We start from the raw sequence: 25,005 nt of genomic DNA on the forward strand, positions 1-25,005 counted from the left end.
ATCACGGATAAACTCGAGGAAACCGAAATTCTTCATCCAGTCATAGTTATTGACCATTTCGGCAGCATTGGGGTGGTCAGACTCAAAATCCAGAAACTTCGAGAGTTGTCCCTTAAGGCAATCAACATTGTGCTCAAGGGTCTGTTCATCAAGCAGATTGCGTTCAGCTGATTTCATCGACGGGTCACCGATCATACCGGTTGCCCCACCAACCAGAACAATCGGTTTGTGGCCGGCACGTTGAAAATGCTTGAGCATCATGACGCTGACCAGATGGCCGATGTGGAGAGAGTCCGCGGTCGGATCAATGCCGACATAGGCCGTGGTCATCTCCTTCTGAAGCTGATCTTCGGTCCCGGGCGTGATATCGTGAATCATGCCGCGCCATTGTAGTTCTTTCACAAAATTTTTGATCATGGCTACCCTGCTTTACCTGTGTAGAGACTTACCTTCCGGGTTAATGTCGGCGGGGAAACATCACCTGGCCGATCAGAATCGCGCCTGGATACGCTCAATCTGAGTACAGCGCCCACTGTCTTCATCAATGGTCAGAACAACCGCTGACAGCTGTGGATCATTTTTAGCAACCTCGAGACGTATCGGCATCTGCGACAGGAAACGTTCCAGCGCTGCATCCTTTTCGTTTCCAATAACAGCATCCTGGCTACCCGACATACCGACGTCGGTCAAAAAGCCGGTACCTCCGGCGAGGATAACCTCATCCGCGGTCTGCACGTGGGTATGGGTGCCGATGACGGCGCTGACCCTGCCGTCGAGATAATAACCGAGGGCCTGCTTTTCGCTGGTTGCTTCAGCATGAAAATCCACCAGAATAATCGAGGTGGCCTGGCGCAACTCATCAATGAGCAGATCAGCGGCGCGAAATGGACAATCGAGGCCTTTCATGAAGACCCGACCCTCCAGATTGCAGACCCCAACCCTGATCCCGCCGGCGGTTTCATAAACACCTGTCCCCCGACCCGGCAGTCCCGGTGGATAGTTGGCAGGGCGCAACAGGCGATGTTCCCGATCAAGAATCGGGATGATCTCCTTCTTGTCCCAGATATGATTACCGGACGTGACCACATCAATACCGCAGGCAAAAAGCTCCTTAAGAATCGGCCCGGTCAGCCCATAGCCGGCAGCAGCATTCTCACCATTGGCAATCACCAGGTCGATCTGATGATGACTGACCACCCCTTTCAGGTGATCAGTCAGCGCCTTTCTTCCGGCGCGGCCGACAATGTCACCAACAAACAACAGCTTCAATATCACAACCTCGCATCGGCAACGTAAAAGCTGACCGCATCAGAGCTAACTGCCGGAAAGACATCACCACAAAGGGTGAAAGAATGAACAAAAAGTCACGGTTCAGCACCGGACCGGGAATCCTATGTCAATGGACATTTTTCCTCATCCATGACCGCTTTTGGTCGCCGTCCATGGCGACAAAACCAGTTGCCGCAGGAGCCAAAGGCCCTGTGCGAAGGACGGCAGCGACAACAAAAGAAACTATTTGGCGTACTCAACCGCCCGCGTCTCACGAATAACATTGACGCGAATCTGCCCCGGGTAGGTCATCTCCTGTTCGATCTTGGCGGCAATGTCCTTAGCCAGAACGTGAGAGTAGTCGTCAGACACCTCATCACTGGACACCATGACGCGGATTTCACGCCCGGCCTGGATAGCAAAACAACCGGTAACTCCGGAGAAAGAAGTGCCGATCTGCTCGAGATCACGTAAACGTTTGACATAAGTTTCCAGGGTCTCACGCCGGGCACCAGGACGGGCGCCGGACAGGGCATCAGCGGCCTGCACCAGAATAGCGAGAACCGAATCGGGCTTTTCATCCTCATGGTGGGCCATAATCGCGTGGACAATAGCCGGCGACTCCCCATACTTGCGCGCCAGCTCCCCACCATTGACGGCATGGGATCCCTCCAGTTCGTGACTGACCGCCTTGCCGATATCGTGCAACAAGGCCGCACGCTTGGCTTCCTTGACGTTCAGGCCCAATTCAGCAGCCATCATCCCGCACAGGAAAGCCATCTCGATGGAATGAACCAGAATATTCTGACCGTAGGAGGTACGGTATTTAAGCATGCCAAGCAGCTTGACAATTTCGGGGTGAATCCCATGAACACCGACATCGAAGGTGGCCTGCTCACCGGCCTGACGGATCTCCTCGTCTACCTCTTCGCGCGCCTTCTCGACCAACTCCTCGATCCGGGCCGGATGAATCCGCCCATCGGCAATCAGCCGCTCAAGGGCGATGCGGGCCACCTCACGGCGCACCGGATTGAAGCCGGAAATAACAACCGCCTCGGGGGTATCATCAATGATCAGATCGATACCGGTAGCGGCCTCTATCGCGCGAATATTGCGTCCCTCGCGACCAATAATCCGTCCCTTCATCTCATCGGACGGTAACGGCACCACACTGACCGTTTTTTCTGCTACGAAATCGCCCGCATAACGCTGAATCGCCAGGGCCATAATTTTTTTGGCTTTCTTGTCAGCCGTCTCCAGGGCCTCATCTTCGATGCGTTTGATGTTTTTGGCGGCATCATGGCGCGCTTCACTCAACATCCCATCAATCAACTGCTGCTTGGCCTCGGCCTGGGTCAAACCGGAAATTGCTTCAAGGCGCGTCTGCTGTTCTGCCCGTAACTTTTCGGTGTCATCCATCTTTCCCTGCAGCTCTGTCTCAAGCTGGCGCAACTGCTTCTCCTTGACGGCCAGCTCGTCATTCTTCTTTTCCATCTGATCAAACTTACGATCAAGATTTTCTTCCTTCTGCTGCAGCCGATTCTCGTTGGCGTGAATCTCCTTGCGCAATTCACGTGCCTCTTTTTCCCAATCGGTCTTGGCCTGAAGAACCAGATCCTTGGCCTGGATAATTGCCTCTTTAGTGATTGTTTCCGCTTCTTTGCCGGCATCACTGATAATTTTCTGGGCTACAACCTTGGCGCTGTTGACCGTCGACTCAGAGAGTTTACGACGCAGCAACATTCCCAAAAAAACCCCGGCGGCCAGAGCTACCAGAACCAGCACAATCGTGATTATTTCTGTTTGCATAAAAACCTCCCCCTTTAAGGGCTATGTTAAGCCTGGCAATCTACGCCACCAGGTAATGGTTTCGGTATCTGTCACCAGAATATCCAGAGACTGATCGTGGGCTCCAACGGGTAATGCGTCACACAATTGAAATGAGTAGCAAAAGCCGACCCGAACCGCCCGATCAGAGCAACAGGCCAGATAGCGATCATAAAAACCCCGGCCGTAACCAAGACGGTGCCCCCGACGATCAAAGGCTACCCCCGGAATCAAGATCACGTCCGGCACTTGCTGACTGCTGTGCAGATCGGTAGCCGGCTCAAGGACACCAAAAGCCCCCGGCACCAGCTGCTCCGGACGGTCAATCTCAACCATGCACAGCCCCTCTTTTACAACCCGCGGATAATACACCTGTTTTCCCTGACGAGCGGCAGCAACAAAGAGCTCACTCGTTGCGGTCTCATTATGTATGGGGCTATAAAGGGCCAGACGCTGAGCAGAACAAAACAGCTCCGTCGCCACCAACTGTTGCTGGGCCAGGTGCGACAATTGAGCCACCTGCTCAGGCAACAGGGCACGTCGACGCTTGAGCATATGTGCTCGGATCGCCCTTTTATCCATACACTTAAACCAATAAATCCAGAATTGGTGCAGGTGTGGCCGGAAGGTTCCGCCGGAGGAGGGTCAGCAACGAGAGGGGAAAACGGGTATGTAAGCAGTTTACCGGCAATAGCGCTCTAGCGACAATTGTCATCCACCTGTATGAAGAAAGCCGCTATGAAAGACAACTTGCACTCATAAGATCTATCCGCAACGGGATACTGCGCGCCAATGAAATATAAACCACACAACCCGCTCCCGGGACACATTTAATACCCGGGGTGGTTTGACTAGCAATCACTTCTTCTCGTTCGACACTCAAACAACAAGTGCTCCGACGATCTATCAATCAACCCGACAACAGTCGAGAACAACGGTGATATTACAATGGATTGCTCGGGATTAGCAACCAAAATTATCATCAATTTCCAGGGTTAATTGACCCTGGAGTTGCCCCAGTCGTCGGACTATCTCATGATCATCCTGCTCTTTTTTTTCCTGCAACAGCAGATATTCTCCAGCCAGATTCAACAGGGTCAGGATCATCAGATCAACCGTGTCGACAGATCTGCCTGCGGCCGTTTCTGCCAGTTTTTTCTCCGCAAAAGCAACAACCTTCTGGACTTGTTCTTCCGACTGATGACTACGCAGGGTATAGATGCGCCCCTGGATCCTGATTTGAATCTGTGCGCTCATGCTCCCTCCACATCAACATCATCTAAATCTGCAAGGATTCGATCGATCTGCGTCAGCAGCTGCTGTTTCTCTTCCAGCCACCGCTGCTTTTCCTGTTGTAACTGGCGGTTGTTGAGCTTCAGGGCACGATGTTGTTCGAGCAAGACCGCTACAGATTGTTCCAGGTCAACCAGCTTCTGCATTTCGACCATCCCCTTAGTTGATAGTGCAACATCCAACAACAATCAAGAACGCTCAAACAGGGCGCTGACAAACATATCGGCATCAAACGGACGCAAATCATCCAGCTTTTCCCCGATACCAACGTAACGGACAGGAACATTGAGCTCCGCCGCAATGGCAACCACAATCCCCCCTTTTGCTGTTCCATCCAGCTTGGTCAGAGCAATACCGCCCAAACCGACGGCCTCATGAAACATGCGCGCCTGGGTCAAGGCATTCTGGCCGGTCGTGGCATCAAGGACCAGGAGAATTTCATGGGGAGCGCCGGAGATCTCGCGATCAAGCACCCGCCGCACCTTTTTCAGCTCTTCCATCAGATTAACCTTGGTATGCAGGCGACCGGCCGTATCCAGCAGTAGAATATCAGCCTTGCGTGCCACCGCCGCCTTCGCGGCATCAAACGCCACCGCCGCCGGATCAGCTCCTTCAGCATGACGAATCACCTCAACCCCGGCACGCTTGCCCCAAACCTCAAGCTGCTCAGCCGCCGCCGCTCGGAAGGTATCACCGGCACCCAGGACGACTTTATGCCCGGCCCGGGAGAGTTGATTGGCCAACTTGCCGATGGTGGTCGTCTTGCCAACACCGTTGACCCCGACAACCATCATCACAAAGGGTGAAGCACTACTGAAATCGACAGGCCGTGACTCCAGCGCAAGAATTTTCTTCAGCTCTGCTTTAAGGAGCTCACGAACCTGTTCAGGATCTGTTAATCTCCCTGCTGCCAGCCGCGTTTCCAGGGCCTGAATCAGATGCTGGGTGGTTTTCATGCCGAGATCTGCGGTAATCAGCACCTCTTCAAGATCTTCAAGCAACTCCTCGTCAATCTCGGTACGCCCACGCAGCAGGCTGTCAACCCGCCCAACCAGGGACGACTGGGTTTTTGAGAGTCCCTGCTTCAGACGCTCAAACAGACTCAGGCGGGGTTCCGGTTCGACTTCGGGTTCCGGTTCGACTTCGGGTTCCGGTTCGACCTCGGGTTCCGGTTCGACCTCGGGTTCCGGTTCGACCTCGGGTTCCGGTTCGATCTCGGGTTCAGGTTCGACCTCGGGTTCCGGTTCGACCTGCTTCCGGGAAGGTTTCTTTTTCTTTGGCGGGCGGCGGACAATTTTCAGCAGCAACAGGACCAGCAGCAACGCAATAAGCGTCGCTATCAGGTACAGCATTCCCCAGACCGCCACCATCAGGTGCTCCGGCGGAACACCCAGGGTATCCAACCACTGAGCCAGCAGTTCCATAAAACCGGTAAACTTTTCCAGAACATCATCAACGGTCAGGGTCCTGACCTTATCCATCAGATCGTACCAACTCATATTCATTATTCCAAACAAGGTTAAAGTTCATGCAGGCCGCCGGAAAACCAGTGTCCCAAGGGGGCGCTACAGGGCGATATCATCGTACAGGCACTCGGCACAACGGCGCAACTTCTGAGCCGCCCGGGCGACCAGGGCCCCTTGCTGTAACTGCAAAATCAGCAGGTAGTCCTCGGTCAGGGGTTGAATCAAGGTCGTTCCCTGCTGCGTACGAATAATCACCTCTTCAGGGCAATCGGAACCCATGCGCTCCAGAGCCTCGCGCAACAAGGTCAGGATGATCCCGTGATGGGCCCCCAGGATTTTGATATCATACTCGCCGAGGCGTGTTGCCTGATCAACGGCCTCCCCTTCCCAATCGACGATGATCACCCCGAGAGAACCGGGGACCTCGTGCAACAGCTGATTCAGAACCACTTTAAACGACATAGGTTGTTCTCCTGAGGCGATCACACCCCGGCAACGGCACGCCCTGCTTCATCCGGCACGGTCGGTACATAGTCATTCATCCGCACCGAGACCAGTCGTGACACGCCGGGCTCCTGCATGGTAACGCCATAAAGGGTGTCAACAACGCTCATGGTGCGTTTGCTGTGGGTAATCAGAATAAATTGCGAGCGGTCTGTCATTTCGCGCACCATTTCTGCGAAGCGATCGATATTAGCGTCATCCAGCGGAGCATCAACCTCATCGAGAACACAGAAGGGTGTCGGTTTGAGCAGGAACAATGAGAAAATCAAGGCAACAGCCGTCAGGGCTTTTTCTCCACCGGACAACAGATTGACATTCTGCAGCCGCTTGCCCGGGGGCTGGACAATGATGTCTATGCCGGTTTCAAGCAGATCGTTTTCGTCGTTCAGTCGCAATTCAGCTTGACCGCCCCGAAATAACCGGGGGAAAACCTGGCGAAACAGCTCATTAGCCTGATCAAAAGTTTCCTTGAAGCGCCGACGGGTCGTACGATTAATCTGGGCGATGGCCTTCTCCAGATCGTCCAGCGACTGCTTGAGATCATCCCGCTGGCCAATAAAAAAATCGTAGCGCTTTTGCTGTTCCTCATACTCTTCAATCGCCATCAGGTTCACTTCGCCCAGTTCGGCAATTTTCTGTTGGAGGCGCTGTAGCTGTTGCTGCTGACGTTCAAGCTCCTCAGTTGTGGCCTGGGGGACCTGATGCAAACGCAGATCAACCGCATAACGTTCCTGTACCCCCTGATACAGATGCTCGGCCTCCAGGTGCTGTTCACGCTGGCGCAACTGTAAGCGCGCAACGGTCCTGCGTGCGTCCTCGGCATCACTACGCAAACGCCGCAGCTGTTCACGCTGTTCTTCGAGCTCTTCACGCAGCTGCTGATAGGCCTCCTGCAGGCACACCGTCTGTTGCAACTGTGCTTGCCGGTCATCAAGACGCTGATCCAGCTCAACGCGAATCAGGGATTGTCTCTGTTGTAGCTGCGAACGCGAAGCCTCCTGCTGCGATAAACGCTGTTCAAGGTTCTGCCGGCGTTCACGCAATTCCCGGCACTGACGCTCAACCCGGCCGAGGGTCTGATCTGCCGCCTGGCGTTGCTGCTGAAGGGAGGCAAAAGCGACCCGATAACCAGTCAGCGTCTCCCGGCAACGATCAACCTCCTGACGCAGCAAGCTTAGCTCCTGCTGGTTGTGCTGCTGTTGGTGTTCAAGTTCCTGCTGCTGTGCCAACGCCGTTTCACGTCCGGCCAGGCACTCTTCCATTTCTGCCAGCAGGCCGCTGTGGGCTTCGTCAATCTGTTCCAGATCAAAGGAAAGAAGCTGCCGGCGGCGCGCCTGGCCATCCTGCTCCTTATCCAGAGCCTGCTGATCCTTACCCAGCTCGAGAGACTGCAGCTCTAACCGGTGGATTTCTCCCTGACGTTGTGCCAGTACTTCTTCGGTTTCGCTCAAACGATCCTGGTACACTTCCAGTTCACGTTCCTGGCTGCGATGTTTTGACTCAAGTTCGGCGATACCCTCAACCAGTTCCTCCAATTGGCGTTGGCGACGTAACAGGCCCGTTGCCGATGCCGCCATGGAACCGCCACATAATATGCCACGCCAATCCAGACAGGTTCCGGTCCGGTCAACCAATGTCTCGCCGACAGCAAGAGGCTGCTCAAGGTGATCGGCCACGGCATCAACCAGAAAAACGCCGCCGAGCAGTTGCGCAATCACCTGTTCGGCACCCTCAACCGGGGAGACCAGATCAAGCAAAGGAACCCCCGGCGAACCACCGTCCGCGGCACCCCCCTGATGAGTCAATAATATGAGACCGCGCACCTGTTGTTGCTGCAGTAACTCAAGGCTGATAAGCGGGGACTCGCCCCGGCTTAATGGAACCGCCTGCAAACGCTCTCCCAACACGCTCTCTACCGCAAGTTCATGTTCTGCATCAACGCGCAACAGGTCAGCCACAATCCGGCGACCTGCGGTTGCGGTCAACAATGCGCGCGTCCCCTCACCACAGCCTTCACGGCGCTGCTGCAACTCTTCGAGGGACTCATAACGTGAGCGCAACTGTGCAAGGTCCTGACGACAACCGTGAACCACGGCCTGCTGCTGCTCCAGATTGTTTTTTATCACCTGAAGCTCTTCCTGCAGCCCCTGCTGTTGTTCCTGCAACGATTCGATGTTGCTACTGACAGCGATTCGCTGACCGGCCAGTTGCTGCACCTGTTCATCCAGTTCCCCCTGGCGCTCATCAATCCGGGACAGTTCCTGGTGCAGCTGCTGCTGGCGCTGTTGTTCCGCGGTCAGCCGGCGCTCAATCTCCTCCCGGCGATTCTGCAGTCGACTGGCCTGGGCAAATTGTTCCATCAACGCCCGACGGCTCTGCTCATAGCGCTCATTGGCCTGACGATCGCGTTCTATAACGTGATCAAGTTCCTTTTCCGCGCTGCGGGTTTTATCTTCAAGGTCGCTCAGACTATCCTTCGACTCCTGCTGCTGCGTCTGTAACTGACAGGCTTCGCTCTCGAGCTCGGCCAGGCGCAGAGCGCATTGCTCCAGCTCGGTGCGTGCCTGCTGTTCCTGTTCCTGCAGCTGCTCCTGCTGGCGCTCAAGCAACCCAAGTTCACCTTCCAGGCGGGTAATATCAGCGCCCGCCTGGTATTCCTGTTGTTGAGCCTGATGATAATCCCCTTCGGCTGCGGCAAGTTGCAGCTGTTGTTCTTCCAGGCGCAGCTCCCCCGTTTCCAACTGGCCATCAAGCCGTTCGAGGGCATCCGCCTCGCTTTTCTCCTGCTGTTCCAGCAGGGCAACCTCCTGATCAAGGCGTCGCAGACGATTACCGCTGAGGCTGAGCTCAATCTGGCGCGCTTCACGACGTAGCTCGCGAAATTTCTCCGCTTTGCCGGCCTGACGCTGCAGGCTGCCGATCTGACGCCGAACTTCAGAAATAATATCACCCAGGCGAATCAGGTTCTGGCGCGTTGCATCCATCTTGCGCAGGGCACTTTTCTTGCGCGACTTGTATTTGGTGACCCCGGCCACCTCTTCAATCAAGCTGCGCCGTTCCTCCGGCTTGGCACTGACCAGAGCACCTACCTTCCCTTGTTCAATAATCGAATAAGCGCGCGCCCCGACACCGGTATCCATGAACAACTCATTAATATCCAGCAACCGACAGGGGGTTTTGTTGATCAGATAATCGCTGTCGCCGCTGCGATATAATTTGCGGGTGACCATAATTTCGGCGAAATCCTTATAGGCCGCCGGGCAATTACCGTCGCTGTTATCGAAGATCACGGAAACTTCAGCCAGACCGGTGGGCTTGCGGGTTTCACTACCGCCAAAAATGACATCTTCCATCATCCGACCCCGCAGATGGCGGACATTCTGCTCCCCCATCACCCAGCGGATCGCATCAAGGATATTACTCTTGCCGCAACCATTAGGACCGACAATGCCGGTAATCCCCGTCTCAAACTCAATGGAGACCTTGTCAACAAAGGATTTAAATCCAAAAATGTCCAGACGCTTGATCTTCATGGCCTATCGTTGACTTATCTTAAGAAAGAAGAAAAGGTCCACACAATGGCTGGTGGATGGGCATCCGCCAAAGGGCGGGTTATGTTATCAGGGGGATTTAGTCAAGTAAAGCATAGATATCCCCCTGGTCCCCCTGGTTATTGGCAGCTATTGTCCCTTGCTGACCGACCCTGGACAGGCTATCATGAAAGTTGGTGTTGGTTGTCTTGCATGGGGCTGTTCGGGCGAAACAGGGGTAAAGATTTATGATGAGATCGATCATCACAACGGCAACCCGCGTTATCATCACCCTGCTGCTGATCGGGTTGCTCGCTATTGCCCTGTTGTTACTTTATGTCAGCCGCCTGGAACTGGAAGAATACCGCCACGCCCTCGAGGAACAGATCAGTTCGGTATTGCAACAACCAGTGCGTATCGGTTCCGGCTCCCTCAAATTTCGTCAGGGGCTGGCGATTGAGCTGTATCAGGTTGAAATCGGCACTGAGCAGGAATTTCATCTGATGATTCCACAAATCAGGGCGACCCTCCCCTTAAGGCCGTTACTTAACAGGCAAGTCATCCTGAAAAACGTGGAAATCCTCGGGGCCAAAACCGCTCTCCATTTACCCCTGAAGCAACAACTACCACCGGCATCCACAACGATAAACCAAGACCACCCCTTTGAACTGGACATCCGGATGCTGACGGTCAGACATGCCGAAGTCAGGATCTATGATCGAGGAGAGTCGCTTGTCCATCTGGCCAATCTCCACGCGGTTATCTATGACTGGCAGGCGCAACGCCCCTCGCAACTGGTTATTTCCGGTCATGAGATGCAAACACAAGCCGATTTCCTCCTTGAAACCATGCTGCCTCCCTTTACCGGCGACAACTGGCGTCAGCTTAACTGGGAGGCGGATCTGCAAATAGGTCGCCACCGATCTGACATCGAGGTAACCGACATCCAAACGGCACTGGCCCAATCGGGGCGGATCAAGCTAACCCTTGATGGCGTCCCTGCTGAAGGGGTCCAGGTGTCAACCACTGTAACCCGAGCCGGCAGCAGCATACCATTGATTCATGTCGACGGGATCTGGACATCTACCAGGGAGGCTGAAATACTTGAACAGCTTGACGGCACACTACTGGGCTTCCCGGCCAGGGGCTATGTTAGTCTGCAACATACCCCAGCCCGACAACTCAGCGCTCTACTGGAAAGCTGTAATCTAACTGTCACATCTGCGGATCTTGCCGCTATCAATCACATGACCCAGGCCGGGATAGTTTCAGGACTTCTCGAGCATCTACGCCTGCGCATCGACCATCAGTGGCCTGAATCTGACGAACATACTGTTCCATTGCAGGTTAATGGCCAGGTCAAAATCTCTGACATCAGCTGGAAAGATCCCGCACCCTGGTCAATTGGTGCAATTGAATCGGAATGGAACTTCCATAACTCGACCCTGACTCTGGACGCTACTCGGATCCATACCGAGCTTGGCAGCCTGCAGATCGACGGCCTGATCGATCAGCTTTTTACCGAACCCTTCCTCCGGCTGGAAGCCATTGCAACCCCCCTGGTGGAGGACCTGCTGACCGGATTGAACCTGCCGGAGGGCTGGTCTGCCTCCGGACCGGCACAGCTGGCAATGGGCATCAAGGGAACCCTTGATGCCCCCGCCTTCACCCTGAGTGCCACTCTGGATGACAGTCGTATTGTCCTCGACTCCTACTACAGCAAGGAAATCCCACAACCAGCACGAGTAACGATCAGCGGCAAACTGCATCACCATGACAGCATCGAGATTGACCATTTTACTGTCAATCTTAAGCCCGTCAACATTTCCGGCAAGGCCAGGATACGTCCCTGGGATAAGGTACCGAGCGTTGCCCTGACTACAGACGATCTGGACTTGTCCAGCCTGTCATCCATCAATCGTACCTTCAGACGCCTGCAACTCACCGGCAAAGCCTCGGCCGATTTATTTCTGGATGACACCAGCTGGAACGGCAAGCTCTTGCTGACGGAAGGGGGCGCTCACCTGACCACCCTGATCGGCGATCTCAATAGCGTTTCAGGAGAAGTAGAGATCGACAGACATGGCCTGCGTTTCAACCAGCTGCCGGCTAAACTGGGGGATTCAGCGTTCATGGTCAACGGTGATATGCAGGGGTGGAGCGATCCGGCACTCAAACTTGAAGTTGCCGCTAGCAGCGCCCGGGCCCAGGATCTGGTGTTCCGTAATCCTGATCTGACCTTGCATAACCTGCTCGGCCGACTGGAGATCGATCAGCACGGCATTTCTTTTGAGCCGGTGACCGTCACCCTGGAAGGATCGACCCAGGCGTCGGTGTTCGGCAGGGTCACGAACTTTAGCCAACCACAGACCAATCTGGTGATTCATGGTGAAAAGGCCAACGTCCTTGACATTGTCAATCTGTTCCGCGGTCCACCCCGAACATCACCAGAGAGCACCCCGGATGACTCGCCGCAGGAGCCAATAATTATCCAGATCAGCGCCCGCGAGGGAAATCTTGGCGGCATGAAGTTCAGCAATGCCCGCACCACCCTGATCGACCATAAGGGGGTTCTCTCGATCTATCCCTTAACCTTTGAAAGCAGAGGCGGATGGGTCCGCGCCAAGGTCGAATACAACCGTCATGATCTGGCCGCTCCGCTGAAAATTTCCGGTCACCTCAATGGCGTCGACGCTTCAATCGTGCATCATGATTTGTTTGATCGTCCCGGTTTGATCCGTGGGCCCCTGACCGGTGACTTTTATCTCGAAGGAGACCCTGGCGGCGATACGTTCTGGGAACACGCCGGAGGCGGTGCCTATTTTCAGATCCACCAGGGCACATTGCGTAAATTCCGCGGACTGGCACAGATCTTCTCCCTGCTCAATGTCTCACAGATCTTCAGCGGCAGACTGCCCGATATGGATCGCGAAGGAATGCCGTTCACCTTGATGGAGGGGAGTGTTCAACTCAGTAACGGATTGGTTTATAGCGAAGACTTCAAAATCATCAGTGAAGCGATGAACATGTCGATCGTCGGCCAACACGATCTCAAGAATGAAACCCTTGATCTGATCCTCGGTGTCATGCCCCTGCGCACGGTTGACAAGGTGGTCAGCTCTATTCCTATTGCCGGTTGGCTGCTGGCAGGTGAAGATCGGGCGGTGCTGACCGCCTATTTCCATGTCGAAGGTCCAGCGGAGAATCCCTCTGTCAGCGCCATCCCGATCAACACTATCTCTAACACTGTGCTGGGCGTTTTCAAACGCACCTTTGGTCTACCTGAAAAGCTGATCAGAGACTTTGGTTCTTTATTTCAACCCGAAGCCGCCAAAAAAGAAGAGGCCGAATAAACAACAGCCCCCGCAAACAGAATAGTTTTTGCAGGGGCCATTGTTCTGAGTCATGGGCGTCCAATTTACTCGCGCACGTAGGTATCCATATCACTTTCATGTACCATTCCCATGGTGCGGGAATATTCTGATGCGATGATCTCATAATGGATACGGGTATCCCTGGCCACGTCGTTAAAAATGGCACGGACCTGCGGATCAATGATATGTTTAGCCGCCTGTAAAAAGGTTTTTTCCATACTCTCTTCTTCTTTCAGGGCCAACTCCCTGGCTTTGCGCTCGTGCATGTCTTTATTCAGAGCTTTTCTCAGTTCGGCCAGGATCACTGAGTCAGATTTAGGCGGCTGGCCCATCAGATCGTCAAAGCTGCCCAGATCTTGCCAGGTGTAATATTGATAGAATTTCCTGGCGTTGTCACACACCTCACCAGCAAGCCGGGCAAACACCTTCTTGCCATTTTCGTTGTCGGTAATCCTGGCCGCTTCCAGATAGAAATCCATCAGATTCTTTTTCGCCATAATCGCCATTTTCAATGCTTCTTTTACGGTGTATTCCTGTGGCATAAGATCCTCCTGGGTTAGGGGGCACTGCTGACAAGGAAACCCAAAACGTTTATCCTTAGACAAAGGATTGCCTGACATACTTAAACTATTATCATTTTTTCAGGAATAATCTACAAACCATCTGCCGATTTATTCTCAAAACCATTTCGCCCTCCAAACATGAAGGTCTGGAGGGCGAAATCTTAGCGCATATGTTCAGCGTTCCGTGCTACTTCCGCTCAGCGCTGGTCTTTTCGAGAAAGTGGCGGGTTTCGGCGACGACCACACCACTTAACAGGAGCAGGCCGATGAGGTTGGGTACCGCCATCAAACCGTTCATGACATCAGAGAAGGTCCAGACAAAATCAAGCTTGGCAACAGCACCAACAAAGACAAATAGCACAAAGACCACTCGATAATAGATGACCGCTTTTTCCGAAATCAGATACTCCATGCATTTTTCACCATAATAGCACCAGCCAAGAATGGTCGAATAAGCAAAGAGAATAATGCCGATAGCAACAATAATTCCACCAGTGCCGGGCAACCCGACATTAAAGGCCGCCGTGGTCAATGCCGCACCGGTCTCGCCCGTAGCCAAGGCTCCGCTGGTGAGGATGGCGAGGGCGGTAATGGTGCAGACAACGATGGTATCGATAAAGGTCTGGGTCATGCTGACCAGGGCCTGACGACCGGGATAATCGGTTCTTGCTGCGGCCGCAGCGATGGGAGCACTGCCCAGGCCGGCTTCGTTGGAAAAGACGCCACGCGCCACGCCGTAACGAATAGCGGCACCAACGGCACCACCAAAAGCCGCCTCGCCGCCAAAAGCACCGGCAAAGATGGCACCAAAGGCAGCAGGAATTTCAGCAACATTAATCAGCACGACGATCAGGCCGCCAGCCACATAAATGGCCGCCATAAAAGGAACCAGATAGGCGGTTACACGACCGATCGATTTAATTCCACCCAACACCACCAGGGCGGTCAGCACCGCCAGGACAATCCCGGTAATGGTGGGAGATACAGAAAAAGTCGATGTAACCGCGGCGGCGACGGAGTTGGACTGCACCATATTACCAATACCAAAAGCGGCAGCAGCGCCAAAGAACGCAAAAAGCACTCCGAGCCACTTCCAGCCCAGCCCCCTTTCAATATAGTACATGGGTCCGCCACACATTTCCCCACGGGAATCGGTCACCCGGTATTTAACTGCCAGGATAGCCTCAGAGTACTTGGTCGCCATCCCCACCAGACCGGTCATCCACATCCAGAACACCGCTCCCGGCCCGCCGAGAAAAATAGCAGTCGCGACACCGGCAATATTACCGGTCCCGATGGTCGCCGCCAGAGCTGTTGTCAACGCCTGAAAATGAGAAATATCACCTTCGCTTTTTTGATCTTTGGTAAAAATTAGCTTATGAGCGTACCAGAGCTTGGTGAATTGCAACCCCCGCAGCCTGAACGTGAGGAAGACACCCGTTCCCACCAGCAACAGCAGCATTGGTGGCCCCCAGACCAGATCACCTACCCAATTAAGCAATTCCATAAAACTCCTCCACAAGATCATGTTGATAATCCGACCAAGCTACCGAAGAGCACCCTGCTACTCCCGCGGCTTGTCCCCCACGTACACAGTCGCAATACCATAAGTCAGATCAACATACTGTACCCGCGCAAAACCGGCCGCGGTCATCATGGCGGCAAAGTTCTTCTGCGCTGGAAACTCGAGCACCGAATCGGGCAGATACTGATATGCACTGCGCTTTGACAGCAGCCCGCCGATGGTCGGCAGCACTTTTTGAAAGTAAAAATAATAAATACTACGAAAAAGCTGGTTTTTCGGATGGGAAAACTCCAGAATCACCGCCCGTCCGCCGGGCTTAAGCACCCGTACCATCTCACGCAAGCCTGCCTCACGATCAACGACGTTGCGGATACCGAAGGCGATAGTGACGCCATCAAAGCAATTATCCGGGTGGGGAATTGCTTCACAGGGCGCGTTAACCAGCATGATGCGCTCGCCAAAAGGGGATTGCTTCAGCTTGATCTGCCCCTGAACCAGCATCCCTTGAGTAAAATCCTCACCGATAATCTTGACGGACGGATCGGTCTGGGCAGCAACCTCGAGAGCCACATCACAGGTACCGGTCGCAATGTCCAGAACCAATCCATTTTTGGGAATACTTAACTGGCTGACCGCAAAGCGCCGCCAGCGGCGATCAATACCCAGCGACAGAACCCGATTGAGCAGATCGTAACGACCGGAAATATCATCGAACATCTGCCGCACACCGCGGCCTTTGTCGGAAATTTGATACATGAAAAAACTCCTGTATTAACGGGATTGTCACGGAAGATGTTTCTATCATAGAGTGTTTGGCAGCACCAACAAAAAACCTGACACATCAAACCCGTCCTTTTACGAAAAAGTATGCGAATGAACACAACACCATCCGAGCGGACCACCATCGTGTGTGCTGCCATCATTATTGATCAGCACAAAGTGCTACTGACCTTGCGCCCGGAGGATAAACGGCTGGGTGGCTACTGGGAGTTCCCCGGCGGTAAACTGGAACCGGGGGAAGCCGCGCACGCAGCGCTACACCGTGAGTTACGCGAGGAAATCGACATCCGGGTTGACATTGATCGGCTACTCGAAAGCGTCCATTATTCCTACGAATGGGGGACGGTCAGGATCGACGGTTTTTTGTGCCGACTTGCCGGAGGAACCATCAAGCACCTGGAGGTCGCCGATCACGCCTGGGTTCCTTTTGACCAGCTCGACAACTATCGTATTCTGCCCGCTGACAAACCCTTTATCGAATGGCTGAAAAAACAATATCAACCTTAAACACGAATCTTTGGTGCACGGAGTAACGCGGAAAGACTCGGAAAAGATAAGCCTGACTCCCTAGTCGACACCAGTAAAGCACAATACAGGAGATGGATTCTGCGACTGCGCTTCGCTACGCGCAGAATGACGGGTAGTTTTTTTCTATAAACTTTTTTCTTTGTCATCCTGCGCGAAGTCGCAGGATCCAATTTTGTTTGTGTATTCTGTGTTTTCCGTGGACAATTGCCTGTTTAAAGGTAGAATTTCCGGGAGGAGCCAATGAGCATCAAGTTAACAATTCTCTGTGAAAACTCGGTCGAAAAAGCCTCTCCTTACGGCCTGCTGGGGGAATACGGTTTCAGTTGTCTGGTTGAAACAACCAACGGCAATTACCTGTTTGATACTGGCGGCGGATTAACCATCATCAACAATGCCGAACGCCTCGGGATTGACCTTCGCCGACTGGATGGAATCATCCTCAGTCACGGCCACTTTGACCATACCGGCGGGCTCAAGCTGGTACTGGAAAAAACCGGCCCGCTGGCCGTTTACGCTCACCCCGATCTGTTCTCCCGCCGTTTCAGCAGCCATGGCGGCCCGTTACGCAAGATCGGCATTGCCTGGGATCAAGAAGAACTCGAGCACCTTGGCGCCCACTTTCAGCTCTCCCAAGACCCCGTTGAAATCGCTGAAAACCTGCTTCTTTCGGGATGTATTCCGCGGACCAATCCACACGAAACCGGTGACCCCAAGCTGGTCATTGAGGTTGCAGAAGGGAAACTTGACAGCGATCCGCTGGAGGATGATCTCTCCCTGTTTGTGCGCACCGACAAGGGGCTGGTGCTCCTGCTTGGCTGTGCCCACGCCGGCCTGATCAATATTATCGACCATGCCATCGCCGTCACCGGTGAAAAGCGTATTCATGCCGTGGTCGGTGGCACCCATCTGATGTTCAGCGGTGAAGCCCAGCTCAAGGCCACCATGGATCGTCTTCAAAGCGAGAAGGTCACCCACATCGGCGCCTCCCATTGCACCGGACGCAGGGGCGCCCTGGCCCTGGCGGCACGCTTCGGGGACCGCTTTTTTTCGGCAAGTGTCGGCGCCACTTTGCAGATTTAGGCTGATCCTATCACCTTGCGCTGAAAACGCTCCATCACCTGACGCTGCGACTGATCAAGCTTACTTATACACCATGGCACCAGATCCCCCGGCACACCGCCATAGAACGCCTCGGCAATACTGCCGCTGATGCAGGCAATGGTGTCGGAATCGCCACCGATGGAAACTGCCGTGCGGATGGCATCTTCAACATCGCTGCTGTGGAGAAAACAGACCAACGCCTGAGGCACCGACCCCTGACAGGTGACATCGAAAGTATAATCGGGACGGATATCATCCGGGGTCATGGCCAGATCATAAGAAAACGTCTTTTCAATCCAGCTTTTCAGCTGTTGCTTCGACTCTCCACGTCGTGCCAAAAAAATTGCCGCAGCAACCGCCTGTGCACCCTTGATCCCTTCCGGATGATTATGGGTCGGCAGAGCGCTCTGCCGTGCCAACCTCATCACCTCGTCCAGGGTGTTCCCGTACCACCCCACCGGTGCCACCCGCATGGCCGAGCCATTGCCGAAGCTGTTGTAGCCTGTGGCACTGTCTCCTTGTGCCCAGGCAGCAAAGCCGCCGCCGTAACCGGCATGGGGATAACGGCGATACCAGCAGCGATAGACCGCGCCGAAGGGGATATGATCCAGCAAAGCCTGCGCCGTAGCGATGGTCAGCACCGAATCATCCGTGGCCCGGCAATCTGCGTGACAGAGCTCAAAATCCTTCCCCTTGTAGTTGTGCCATTCAAACCGACTGCCTACCATATCGCCAAGCAAAGCACCAAGCATGATATCCTCCCGAACTTTTCGCTAATATGCCACAACTTCATTCTTTGTAACCATGAAGCTCTATCCTTGCACCGGGTCGGGCTGCTGAATCATTGTCGACGCTCATTCATGTTTTTTCCCAAGGCTTCCTCCTCGAAAAAGGTTTCGGCGGCAAAGGCACCCTTACATCGCCACTGCAAGCATAGTAGGATAAATAATCCATCTAGCCCGAAGGGAGTGCCGGTGATGAAATCGCGGTTGTGTTGTTTGTTGTTGATCTCAATGTTAATGGCACCATTGGCAGCCAATGCTGCCACGTCGACTTATCGTGGCCACTGTACCATCACCTTCCAGGTGCAGAAAACAGTGATGAAGGATTTTACCGGGACAGCGACCTGTGAACCCTTCGAAATCATCGTTACTGATGACCTGATCAGCATACCCGTTATTGTCGTCCCGGTCGCCTCCATGGATACCGGCAACAGCAGACGGGACCGGGAGATGCGCGCGATGTTCGAATCCCAGACCTTTCCGCGGATCACCGGAGAGGCCGAAGCTTTTACTGCAGACAGACTTTCGACACCTGAGCGGCGGCTTGACCAGATGCCGGAGGAATTAACCTTCGCGTTGACGATTCGTGATATCACCCAAACGATCACCGCAAGAGTCACGGAACCCCACATCGATGCATCCGCCATTGAAGCGACCCTGGTCTTTGACCTCTCGCTGGCGTCATTCGAGCTGGATCCGCCATCCTTTATCGGGATAGTCAGAGTCAGGGACGACCTTCTGCTCAGAGCGAAAGTCTCCCTTGATAGAAGTCCGACATCAGCCCACATTCCAACGACCCAGGAGTAAATCATGACCCAGGTCTGGCTGCACCAACCGCAAACAGTCGTCCCGGCATACAGCTATCAGCAACAGGATGTCGGCGCGCAGATGCTTGAATGGACCACGGATCCCCGTGACCAGCGTCTGGTCCGCATGCTTTATCGACACTCCGGCATCGATACCCGCCACAGTGTCATTCCGGACTGGGGCGATGGCTTTTTTGCCTTCGCCGAAAACGCTACCGCAACGCAACCGACAACCCGGCAGCGCAACGACATTTATTCCAGAGAAGCAAGCACCCTGGCGGCCGAACTCGGGCATAAGGTCCTTGACCACAGCGACAGCTTTTCCGCTAAAGACATCACCCACGTTGTTACTGCATCCTGTACCGGTTTTTTCAATCCGGGGATTGATTATATTCTCTGTCGCGAACTGGGTCTGGCTGATAATACCCAGCGTTATCACCTCGGTTTCATGGGATGCTACGCCGCATTTCCTGCCCTGAATATGGCGGTCCAATTCTGCCGGGCCAATCCGGATGCGGTGGTCCTGGTCATGTGTCTGGAACTCTGCAGCCTGCATCTCCAGCTGAACGGCAGTGAAGACAGTCTGCTCGCCAACGCGCTGTTCGCTGACGGCGCGGCAGCAGCGCTGGTCGCTGCGCGCCCACCAGCCACTGGTCACAGCTGCCGCATCATCGATTTTCACTCGGCCCTGATCCCCTCCGGGGTCGATACCATGGCCTGGAGCATCGGTGATAACGGTTTTGACATTTCCCTGTCGAGTTATGTTCCCAAAATCATCGGCGCCGGCATCGCCGAACTGACCAAATCCCTGCTGGATCGTCACCAACTGGGCATTGAAGATGTTCATACCTGGGCGATCCATCCGGGCGGGAAGTCAATTGTTGATAAAGTAGCCGAAGGATTACAGCTCGCACCTGATCAGGTCACGGCCTCGCGTGACGTTCTAAGGCGCTACGGCAACATGAGCAGCGCCACCATCCTGTTTGTTCTGCATGACATCCTCGCGGCTGCACGGGCGGATCATACTCAGATGATCGGGGCCATGGCCTTCGGTCCCGGCCTGACAGCTGAATTGGCGTTGCTGCAGTTGGAACCGGACGACGGATGAGCACTGCCGGCGATTACGACGTCATCATTGTTGGAGGCGGCCCGGTGGGGTTAGTGCTGGCGAACCTCCTCGGCCAAGGCGGCATCCGCACCCTGCTGGTAGAAAAAACTACGGCAGCACCCCGGCAATCCATGGCCATCGGCATCACCCCCCCGAGTCTGGAAGTCCTGTCCCGGGTTGGTCTCGATGCGACCTTTATCAATGAAGCCGTCAAGATTGATCACGCCAGGATTTTTGAAGAAAAAAAACTCCGCGGCGAGTTACGCTTCAACTCCCTGGCGGGACAGTATCCTTTCATCCTGTCCCTGCCGCAGGCAAAAACCATCTCTTTGCTTGAGGAAAATCTCAAAAACTTCAGCAGCGTCAGGGTCCAGCGCCATTGTCATTTCCTGAATGCGGAAGAAGAGCAGAACCACATCAAGGTAGCGTTACTCCCTGATGGCAGCCATGATCAGTTCCAGAAAACCAGGGTTCTGGTTGGTTGTGACGGCCATCGCAGTGACGTCCGGACCGTGGCAGCAATTCCCTGTATCAAGGCCAGAAGCTACCCGCATTCGTTTATCATGGCCGACTTTCATGATCGGACAGATTTCGGCAGCAAAGCTCACCTCTACTTTAACCGCGCCGGGGCCCTGGAATCATTCCCCCTGCCGAAGAGGCGGCGGCGCTGGATTCTGCAACTTGATCAGGAGCAGAGCACGCCGGACGTCACGACCCTCATCATGGGGATAAAACAACGCTCCGGTCTGGATCTACTGCCGACCGATTGTGGAGGACTCAACCGCTTCACCGTTCATCGCTTTGTCTGCAACCACTATTTTACAGGGAGAATCATCCTCTGCGGTGATGCTGCCCATGTCATGAGTCCGATTGGTGGTCAGGGGATGAATACCGGCATTGCTGACGCAGAATTTCTTGCCGATATCCTGATCAGGCACTTTCATCATGTACAGGATCTCAAGACGCTGCTGAAGAGCTATGATCATGTCAGACGTAACGCTTTTAGAGTCGCCGCGAACCGGGCGGCACGGGGCATGTGGCTGGGGACCAGGCGTGGCAGGACAGCCTCTTTTCTACGCGGCCTGGGGATCAGCCTCCTGCTTAATTCCCCCTTGAGCAAGAACCTGCCCCCCTACTTTTCCATGCAGACGATCCCCGGCCGATCCCGGTCAGCAAATCATTTTTCTCCGGAGTCATCAGGATGAGCCGACCCAGGGAAGGCACCAGATCAGCCGCAGAGACGTTTCTTGCGTATCAACTCGGCAAAGGCCGTAGCTTTTGTCTGGTGCTGCTCCTTATTCTGACCGGATCAGCAATCTACCCAGCCCTGCACGTTGACATCGAAAATGACAACAGCTCCATGGTTTCCCATGACCCGCAGTTAAAACAGAACTACAATACTTTTCGAAAGAGCTTCGGTAATGACGAACTTTTGATTATCGCTCTGACCGCTTATGACCTGTTGTCCCCTGAAAAAATCAGGCGGATACACAACATCAGGAGCGATCTGACCGGCATCAACGGGGTTATCAGTGTTACGACACCGTTCCTGCGGCAATCACCAGCCGCCATCATGTCCCCCTTTTTTCCCGTTGTCCCACCGCCGACCACCCCAGAGGCAGGTCTTCCCATGCTCCTGTCGCCTGACCGGGAAACGGCACTGATTCTGGTTGATCTGAGTGCAGATATTGCCAAACAACAGCTGGCGCTGACGACCATTGAGGCTCTGATCAACAAGGTCCACGCCGATCTTGATCTGCGACTGACCGGCATCCCGCTGCAAAAGCTGACCGTATCGCGCCTGATCCAGCGTGACCAGATGGTGACAATCCCCCTTGCGGTGGTCATTCTGAGCCTGTTGCTGGTGTTTTTTTTCCGCCGCCTGTCTGGATTGCTGCTGCCCCTTGCGGTGATGGCCATCAGTCTATGCTGGACCATCGCTCTTTACAGTCTGGGTGGATTTGCCCTGAATACCATTACCGCACTGCTACCACCGGTGGTTATGGTGCTTTCGGTGACGACCAGCGTCCATCTTTACAGCAGCTGGTTGCGCGGCAACCCGTTGACCAACGATAAAAATCACCACATCATCAAGGTGGTCACGACTCTGTTTCGTCCCTGCCTGTTCACCACCCTGACGACGGCCATGGGGCTAGCCTCCCTGTTGCTCAGCAATATTCCGGCAGTCCGTTTATTCGGCGGCTTCGCAGCAACGGGTATCTGTTTATCGTTCGTTGTCAGTTTTCTGCTGGTTCCGATTGTTCTGAGTTTTTTGCCGCAACCGCTAGGGCAACAAAACACACCCTCTTTTCCTTTGCCCAGAATCCTGGCAAAACTGGCTGATCTATCCATTAACCAACCGGGAAGAGTCCTGCTGGTGGCTCTGGTTTCGGTCCTGTTTGCCGCCATCGGCATTCCACAGATCAGCAACAATACCGACCTGATCAGGTTTTTGAAAGCAGATCAACAGTTGTTCCGTGACACCATGCAGATCGACCGTACCTTCGGCGGGGTCAACCGGATTGAATTCATGCTTGAGCGCGCCGATGGCTTGCCGCTCACCCACCGCCAGGATGTTCAACAGCTGATCATTTTTCAACAGGGTCTTAAAACCTTGCCGCAAGTCATCGGAATCGACAGCCTGCTGTCGTTGCTGACACAGCAGACGACAGCTGCCGACATGACCTTTTCACCGGACGGCCTCGATCAGCTCACACACCGCTGGAAAGCCGCCCAGGAGTCAAAAACAGGTATATTTACTCGCTTCAGCAGTTCGGATCAGACCCGGCTGCGACTGAGTGTCCGCACCCCTGTCCTCGGCACTGCGGATCTGGCGGCGCTGATCAGCAACATCGAAAAACTCGCCGATCCAGGTCTTGGTCGCCTCTATCAACTGACCCCAACCGGTGAAGCCTACCAACTGGCAATCGACTCCAATCAGCTGGTCCGCAGTTTGGTCAGCAGCTTTTCCCTTTCGCTGGTGATGATTCTTACCTCTATCCTGCTGATGTTTCGATCCTTTAAACTGCTGAGCGTGGCACTGATTCCCAACCTGATTCCGCTGCTGTGGACATTCGGGCTGATGGGTTTTCTGGGTATCGATTTAAGTACCGGCACTGCCATGATTGCCGCTGTAGCCATCGGCCTGACGGTGGACAGTACCATCCATTTCCTGGCAGAATTTCAACGAGCGAATAGCGGCAACTGCAGCGCCGCCATCCGCTGGACAACCACCACAACCGGGCAGGCCCTGAGTATTTCGGCACTGGTTCTTTTTTGTGGTTTTGCGGCGGGGGGCGCCAGCAGTTTTCTACCGACCGTCTACTTTTCCCTGTTAACCGGCACCACCATGCTGGGAGCATTGATCTGTGATCTTGTCGTTCTACCTGCCGGCCTGGTCTTAATGGATCGTTATCAAACCGAGAGACAGCCCTGCTGAACCAGAACCGTCTTGACAACAGGTTCGCGACTCGTCAGGGCAACGATAAAATCGTGAAAGCTGTTAAAAAGATCGTATCTGTTCAGCACCGGGTCGGGAATCCCGCCCCAATGCTTTAAATTAGAATAAACATATTGATTTATGCTTAATTTTTGACTATTTTGTACCAAAGGGAGGCCATCATGACCCTTTCCATCAATTCGAATATCTCAGCACTTAACGCCCTCGGCAAAAGACAGGCGACCAGCGCCAACAACATCGCCAACAGTGACAGTGAGGGATTTAAAAAGTCGCGGATGGTGCTTGAGGAGGGTGAAAAGGGAATGGTCACGGCGAAAAGCCAGGCGGTCAACACCCCCGGCACCATGATCAACCAGCCCAACGGTTCGATGACGGAAACCTCAAACGTTGATCTGGCTACCGAGGTCACCGATATGATCCCGACCAAACATGCCTACCAGGCCAATCTCAAGGCCCTGCAAACCACTGCCGAGATGGAAAAAGCTACCCTTGATCTGATCGGGTAAGTTGCCGGTCCTCATCCCTTAATCGTGTCCTGCACCTTAACGGCAAATTCTGCCACCGAGAAAGGCTTTTGGATAAAGTGAACGCCTTCATCCAGAACGCCGTGGTGGGCAATAACGTTAGCGGCATAGCCGGACATAAACAGAACCTTCATATCCGGCTGCAATGCCTTAATGATGCCGGCCAGATCCCGACCATTCATCTCCGGCATCACTACGTCGGTCACCATCAGGTCGATAGAATCTTCTTTTGATTGCGCCAGGCGAATGGCTTCGCTGGGCGATGAAACCGGCAACACCTGATAGTGATGGTTTTCGAGCATGGTTTTGGCCAATTCGAGAATGGCCTGGTCATCCTCAACCAGAAGCACGGTTTCACCTCGCCCCAATGGGATAGCGGAATGTTCACGTTTGATCATTTCTTCAACCTCACCAAGCTGCCGGCCACGGACTTCATCTTCACTCCAGCCGGTCAGTTGCTCTGCGACCTGATTGAGTGAGCAGCTCCACTTGCCCGGAAGCATCGGTAGCGATCACCGCATCTCCAATCGCCTTTAGAATAGAGCCTGTTCCATCTATCGCTGAC

General features: G+C 54.1%; 22 protein-coding genes (1 of these 22 running past the window's edge). 8 read left to right on the top strand and 14 right to left on the bottom strand.

The window, feature by feature from the left end:
- From tyrS to smc, 9 genes are all read right to left on the bottom strand, one after another.
- Positions 1–417, bottom strand: the 5' end (the start) of a protein-coding gene (gene tyrS, locus ICT70_RS12280; protein ID WP_191157063.1) for a tyrosine--tRNA ligase. Its footprint begins 882 nt before the window's first position; 417 of the gene's 1,299 nt are visible here — the first part of the coding sequence; its start codon is at positions 415–417; the stop codon falls past the left edge of the window.
- 72 nt (positions 418–489) lie between these two features.
- A complete protein-coding gene (locus ICT70_RS12285) occupies positions 490–1,275 on the bottom strand; it encodes a TIGR00282 family metallophosphoesterase (RefSeq protein ID WP_191157065.1) in 786 nt (261 codons plus the stop codon).
- Between the two features lie 237 nt (positions 1,276–1,512).
- The gene (gene rny / locus ICT70_RS12290; RefSeq protein WP_191157067.1) at positions 1,513–3,078 is read right to left on the bottom strand and encodes a ribonuclease Y; all 1,566 of its coding nucleotides are present in this window, start codon (positions 3,076–3,078) and stop codon (positions 1,513–1,515) included.
- A gap of 21 nt (positions 3,079–3,099) precedes the next feature.
- Positions 3,100–3,678 carry a 5-formyltetrahydrofolate cyclo-ligase gene (locus ICT70_RS12295; RefSeq protein ID WP_224747024.1) on the bottom strand — a complete coding sequence of 193 codons (579 nt, stop codon included), beginning with the start codon at positions 3,676–3,678 and terminating at the stop codon, positions 3,100–3,102.
- Positions 3,679–4,059: 381 nt separating this feature from the next.
- Positions 4,060–4,353, bottom strand: coding sequence for a cell division protein ZapA (locus tag ICT70_RS12300; RefSeq protein WP_191157071.1), 294 nt, complete (start codon positions 4,351–4,353; stop codon positions 4,060–4,062).
- A complete protein-coding gene (locus ICT70_RS12305) occupies positions 4,350–4,535 on the bottom strand; it encodes a hypothetical protein (protein ID WP_191157073.1) in 186 nt (61 codons plus the stop codon). The genes ICT70_RS12300 and ICT70_RS12305 overlap by 4 nt, the downstream gene beginning before the upstream one ends.
- A gap of 42 nt (positions 4,536–4,577) precedes the next feature.
- Positions 4,578–5,888: a signal recognition particle-docking protein FtsY gene (gene ftsY / locus ICT70_RS12310; protein ID WP_224747025.1), complete on the bottom strand. Its 1,311-nt coding sequence runs from the start codon at positions 5,886–5,888 to the stop codon at positions 4,578–4,580.
- Between the two features lie 66 nt (positions 5,889–5,954).
- The gene (locus ICT70_RS12315; RefSeq protein WP_191157074.1) at positions 5,955–6,317 is read right to left on the bottom strand and encodes a roadblock/LC7 domain-containing protein; all 363 of its coding nucleotides are present in this window, start codon (positions 6,315–6,317) and stop codon (positions 5,955–5,957) included.
- Between the two features lie 20 nt (positions 6,318–6,337).
- Positions 6,338–9,892, bottom strand: a complete 3,555-nt coding sequence (gene smc / locus ICT70_RS12320; protein WP_191157075.1) for a chromosome segregation protein SMC — start codon at positions 9,890–9,892, stop codon at positions 6,338–6,340.
- 245 nt (positions 9,893–10,137) lie between these two features.
- Here smc and ICT70_RS12325 point away from each other — a divergent pair, with 245 nt between their 5' ends.
- Entirely contained in the window at positions 10,138–13,242 is a 3,105-nt protein-coding gene (locus tag ICT70_RS12325) for a YhdP family protein (protein WP_191157076.1), read from the top strand.
- Between the two features lie 65 nt (positions 13,243–13,307).
- On the opposite strand, the gene ICT70_RS12330 is transcribed toward ICT70_RS12325, so the two are convergent.
- The 3 genes from ICT70_RS12330 to ubiE form a co-directional block, all read right to left on the bottom strand.
- Positions 13,308–13,805 carry a ferritin family protein gene (locus ICT70_RS12330; protein ID WP_191157077.1) on the bottom strand — a complete coding sequence of 166 codons (498 nt, stop codon included), beginning with the start codon at positions 13,803–13,805 and terminating at the stop codon, positions 13,308–13,310.
- 208 nt (positions 13,806–14,013) lie between these two features.
- Positions 14,014–15,333 (bottom strand): alanine/glycine:cation symporter family protein, encoded by a 1,320-nt coding sequence (locus tag ICT70_RS12335; protein ID WP_191157078.1) that lies wholly within the window; start codon positions 15,331–15,333, stop codon positions 14,014–14,016.
- Between the two features lie 57 nt (positions 15,334–15,390).
- Positions 15,391–16,107 carry a bifunctional demethylmenaquinone methyltransferase/2-methoxy-6-polyprenyl-1,4-benzoquinol methylase UbiE gene (gene ubiE, locus ICT70_RS12340; RefSeq protein ID WP_191157079.1) on the bottom strand — a complete coding sequence of 239 codons (717 nt, stop codon included), beginning with the start codon at positions 16,105–16,107 and terminating at the stop codon, positions 15,391–15,393.
- 117 nt (positions 16,108–16,224) lie between these two features.
- Between ubiE and ICT70_RS12345 the strand changes: the two genes are divergently transcribed.
- Together ICT70_RS12345 and ICT70_RS12350 are read left to right on the top strand one after the other, a co-directional pair.
- Positions 16,225–16,638 carry a (deoxy)nucleoside triphosphate pyrophosphohydrolase gene (locus tag ICT70_RS12345; RefSeq protein ID WP_191157080.1) on the top strand — a complete coding sequence of 138 codons (414 nt, stop codon included), beginning with the start codon at positions 16,225–16,227 and terminating at the stop codon, positions 16,636–16,638.
- A gap of 261 nt (positions 16,639–16,899) precedes the next feature.
- Positions 16,900–17,739 carry an MBL fold metallo-hydrolase gene (locus ICT70_RS12350; RefSeq protein ID WP_191157082.1) on the top strand — a complete coding sequence of 280 codons (840 nt, stop codon included), beginning with the start codon at positions 16,900–16,902 and terminating at the stop codon, positions 17,737–17,739.
- Here ICT70_RS12350 and ICT70_RS12355 read toward each other — a convergent pair.
- Positions 17,736–18,512, bottom strand: a complete 777-nt coding sequence (locus ICT70_RS12355; protein ID WP_191157083.1) for an ADP-ribosylglycohydrolase family protein — start codon at positions 18,510–18,512, stop codon at positions 17,736–17,738. The two genes, ICT70_RS12350 and ICT70_RS12355, sit on opposite strands and share 4 nt — an antisense overlap.
- Positions 18,513–18,737: 225 nt before the next feature.
- On the opposite strand from ICT70_RS12355, the gene ICT70_RS12360 reads away from it, so the two are divergent.
- The 5 genes from ICT70_RS12360 to ICT70_RS12380 all read left to right on the top strand — a co-directional run bounded on the left by ICT70_RS12360 (position 18,738) and on the right by ICT70_RS12380 (position 24,422).
- Complete coding sequence (locus tag ICT70_RS12360; protein WP_191157084.1) at positions 18,738–19,349, top strand: YceI family protein; 612 nt, start codon at positions 18,738–18,740, stop codon at positions 19,347–19,349.
- 3 nt (positions 19,350–19,352) lie between these two features.
- Complete coding sequence (locus tag ICT70_RS12365; RefSeq protein ID WP_191157085.1) at positions 19,353–20,456, top strand: type III polyketide synthase; 1,104 nt, start codon at positions 19,353–19,355, stop codon at positions 20,454–20,456.
- On the top strand, positions 20,453–21,661 hold the full coding sequence (locus ICT70_RS12370) for an FAD-dependent oxidoreductase (protein WP_191157086.1): 1,209 nt from the start codon (positions 20,453–20,455) through the stop codon (positions 21,659–21,661). Before ICT70_RS12365 ends, ICT70_RS12370 begins: the two co-directional genes overlap by 4 nt.
- Positions 21,658–23,895 (top strand): efflux RND transporter permease subunit, encoded by a 2,238-nt coding sequence (locus tag ICT70_RS12375; protein ID WP_191157087.1) that lies wholly within the window; start codon positions 21,658–21,660, stop codon positions 23,893–23,895. Before ICT70_RS12370 ends, ICT70_RS12375 begins: the two co-directional genes overlap by 4 nt.
- A gap of 182 nt (positions 23,896–24,077) precedes the next feature.
- Complete coding sequence (locus tag ICT70_RS12380; RefSeq protein WP_191157088.1) at positions 24,078–24,422, top strand: flagellar basal body rod C-terminal domain-containing protein; 345 nt, start codon at positions 24,078–24,080, stop codon at positions 24,420–24,422.
- Positions 24,423–24,433: 11 nt separating this feature from the next.
- Here the strand turns inward: ICT70_RS12380 and ICT70_RS12385 are convergent, their stop codons facing one another.
- Complete coding sequence (locus ICT70_RS12385; protein ID WP_191157089.1) at positions 24,434–24,943, bottom strand: response regulator; 510 nt, start codon at positions 24,941–24,943, stop codon at positions 24,434–24,436.
- Between the last annotated feature and the right edge of the window lie 62 nt (positions 24,944–25,005).

Origin of the sequence: Pelovirga terrestris, from assembly GCF_014773365.1 — a bacterium.
Taxonomy (GTDB): domain Bacteria; phylum Desulfobacterota; class Desulfuromonadia; order Desulfuromonadales; family Geopsychrobacteraceae; genus Pelovirga; species Pelovirga terrestris.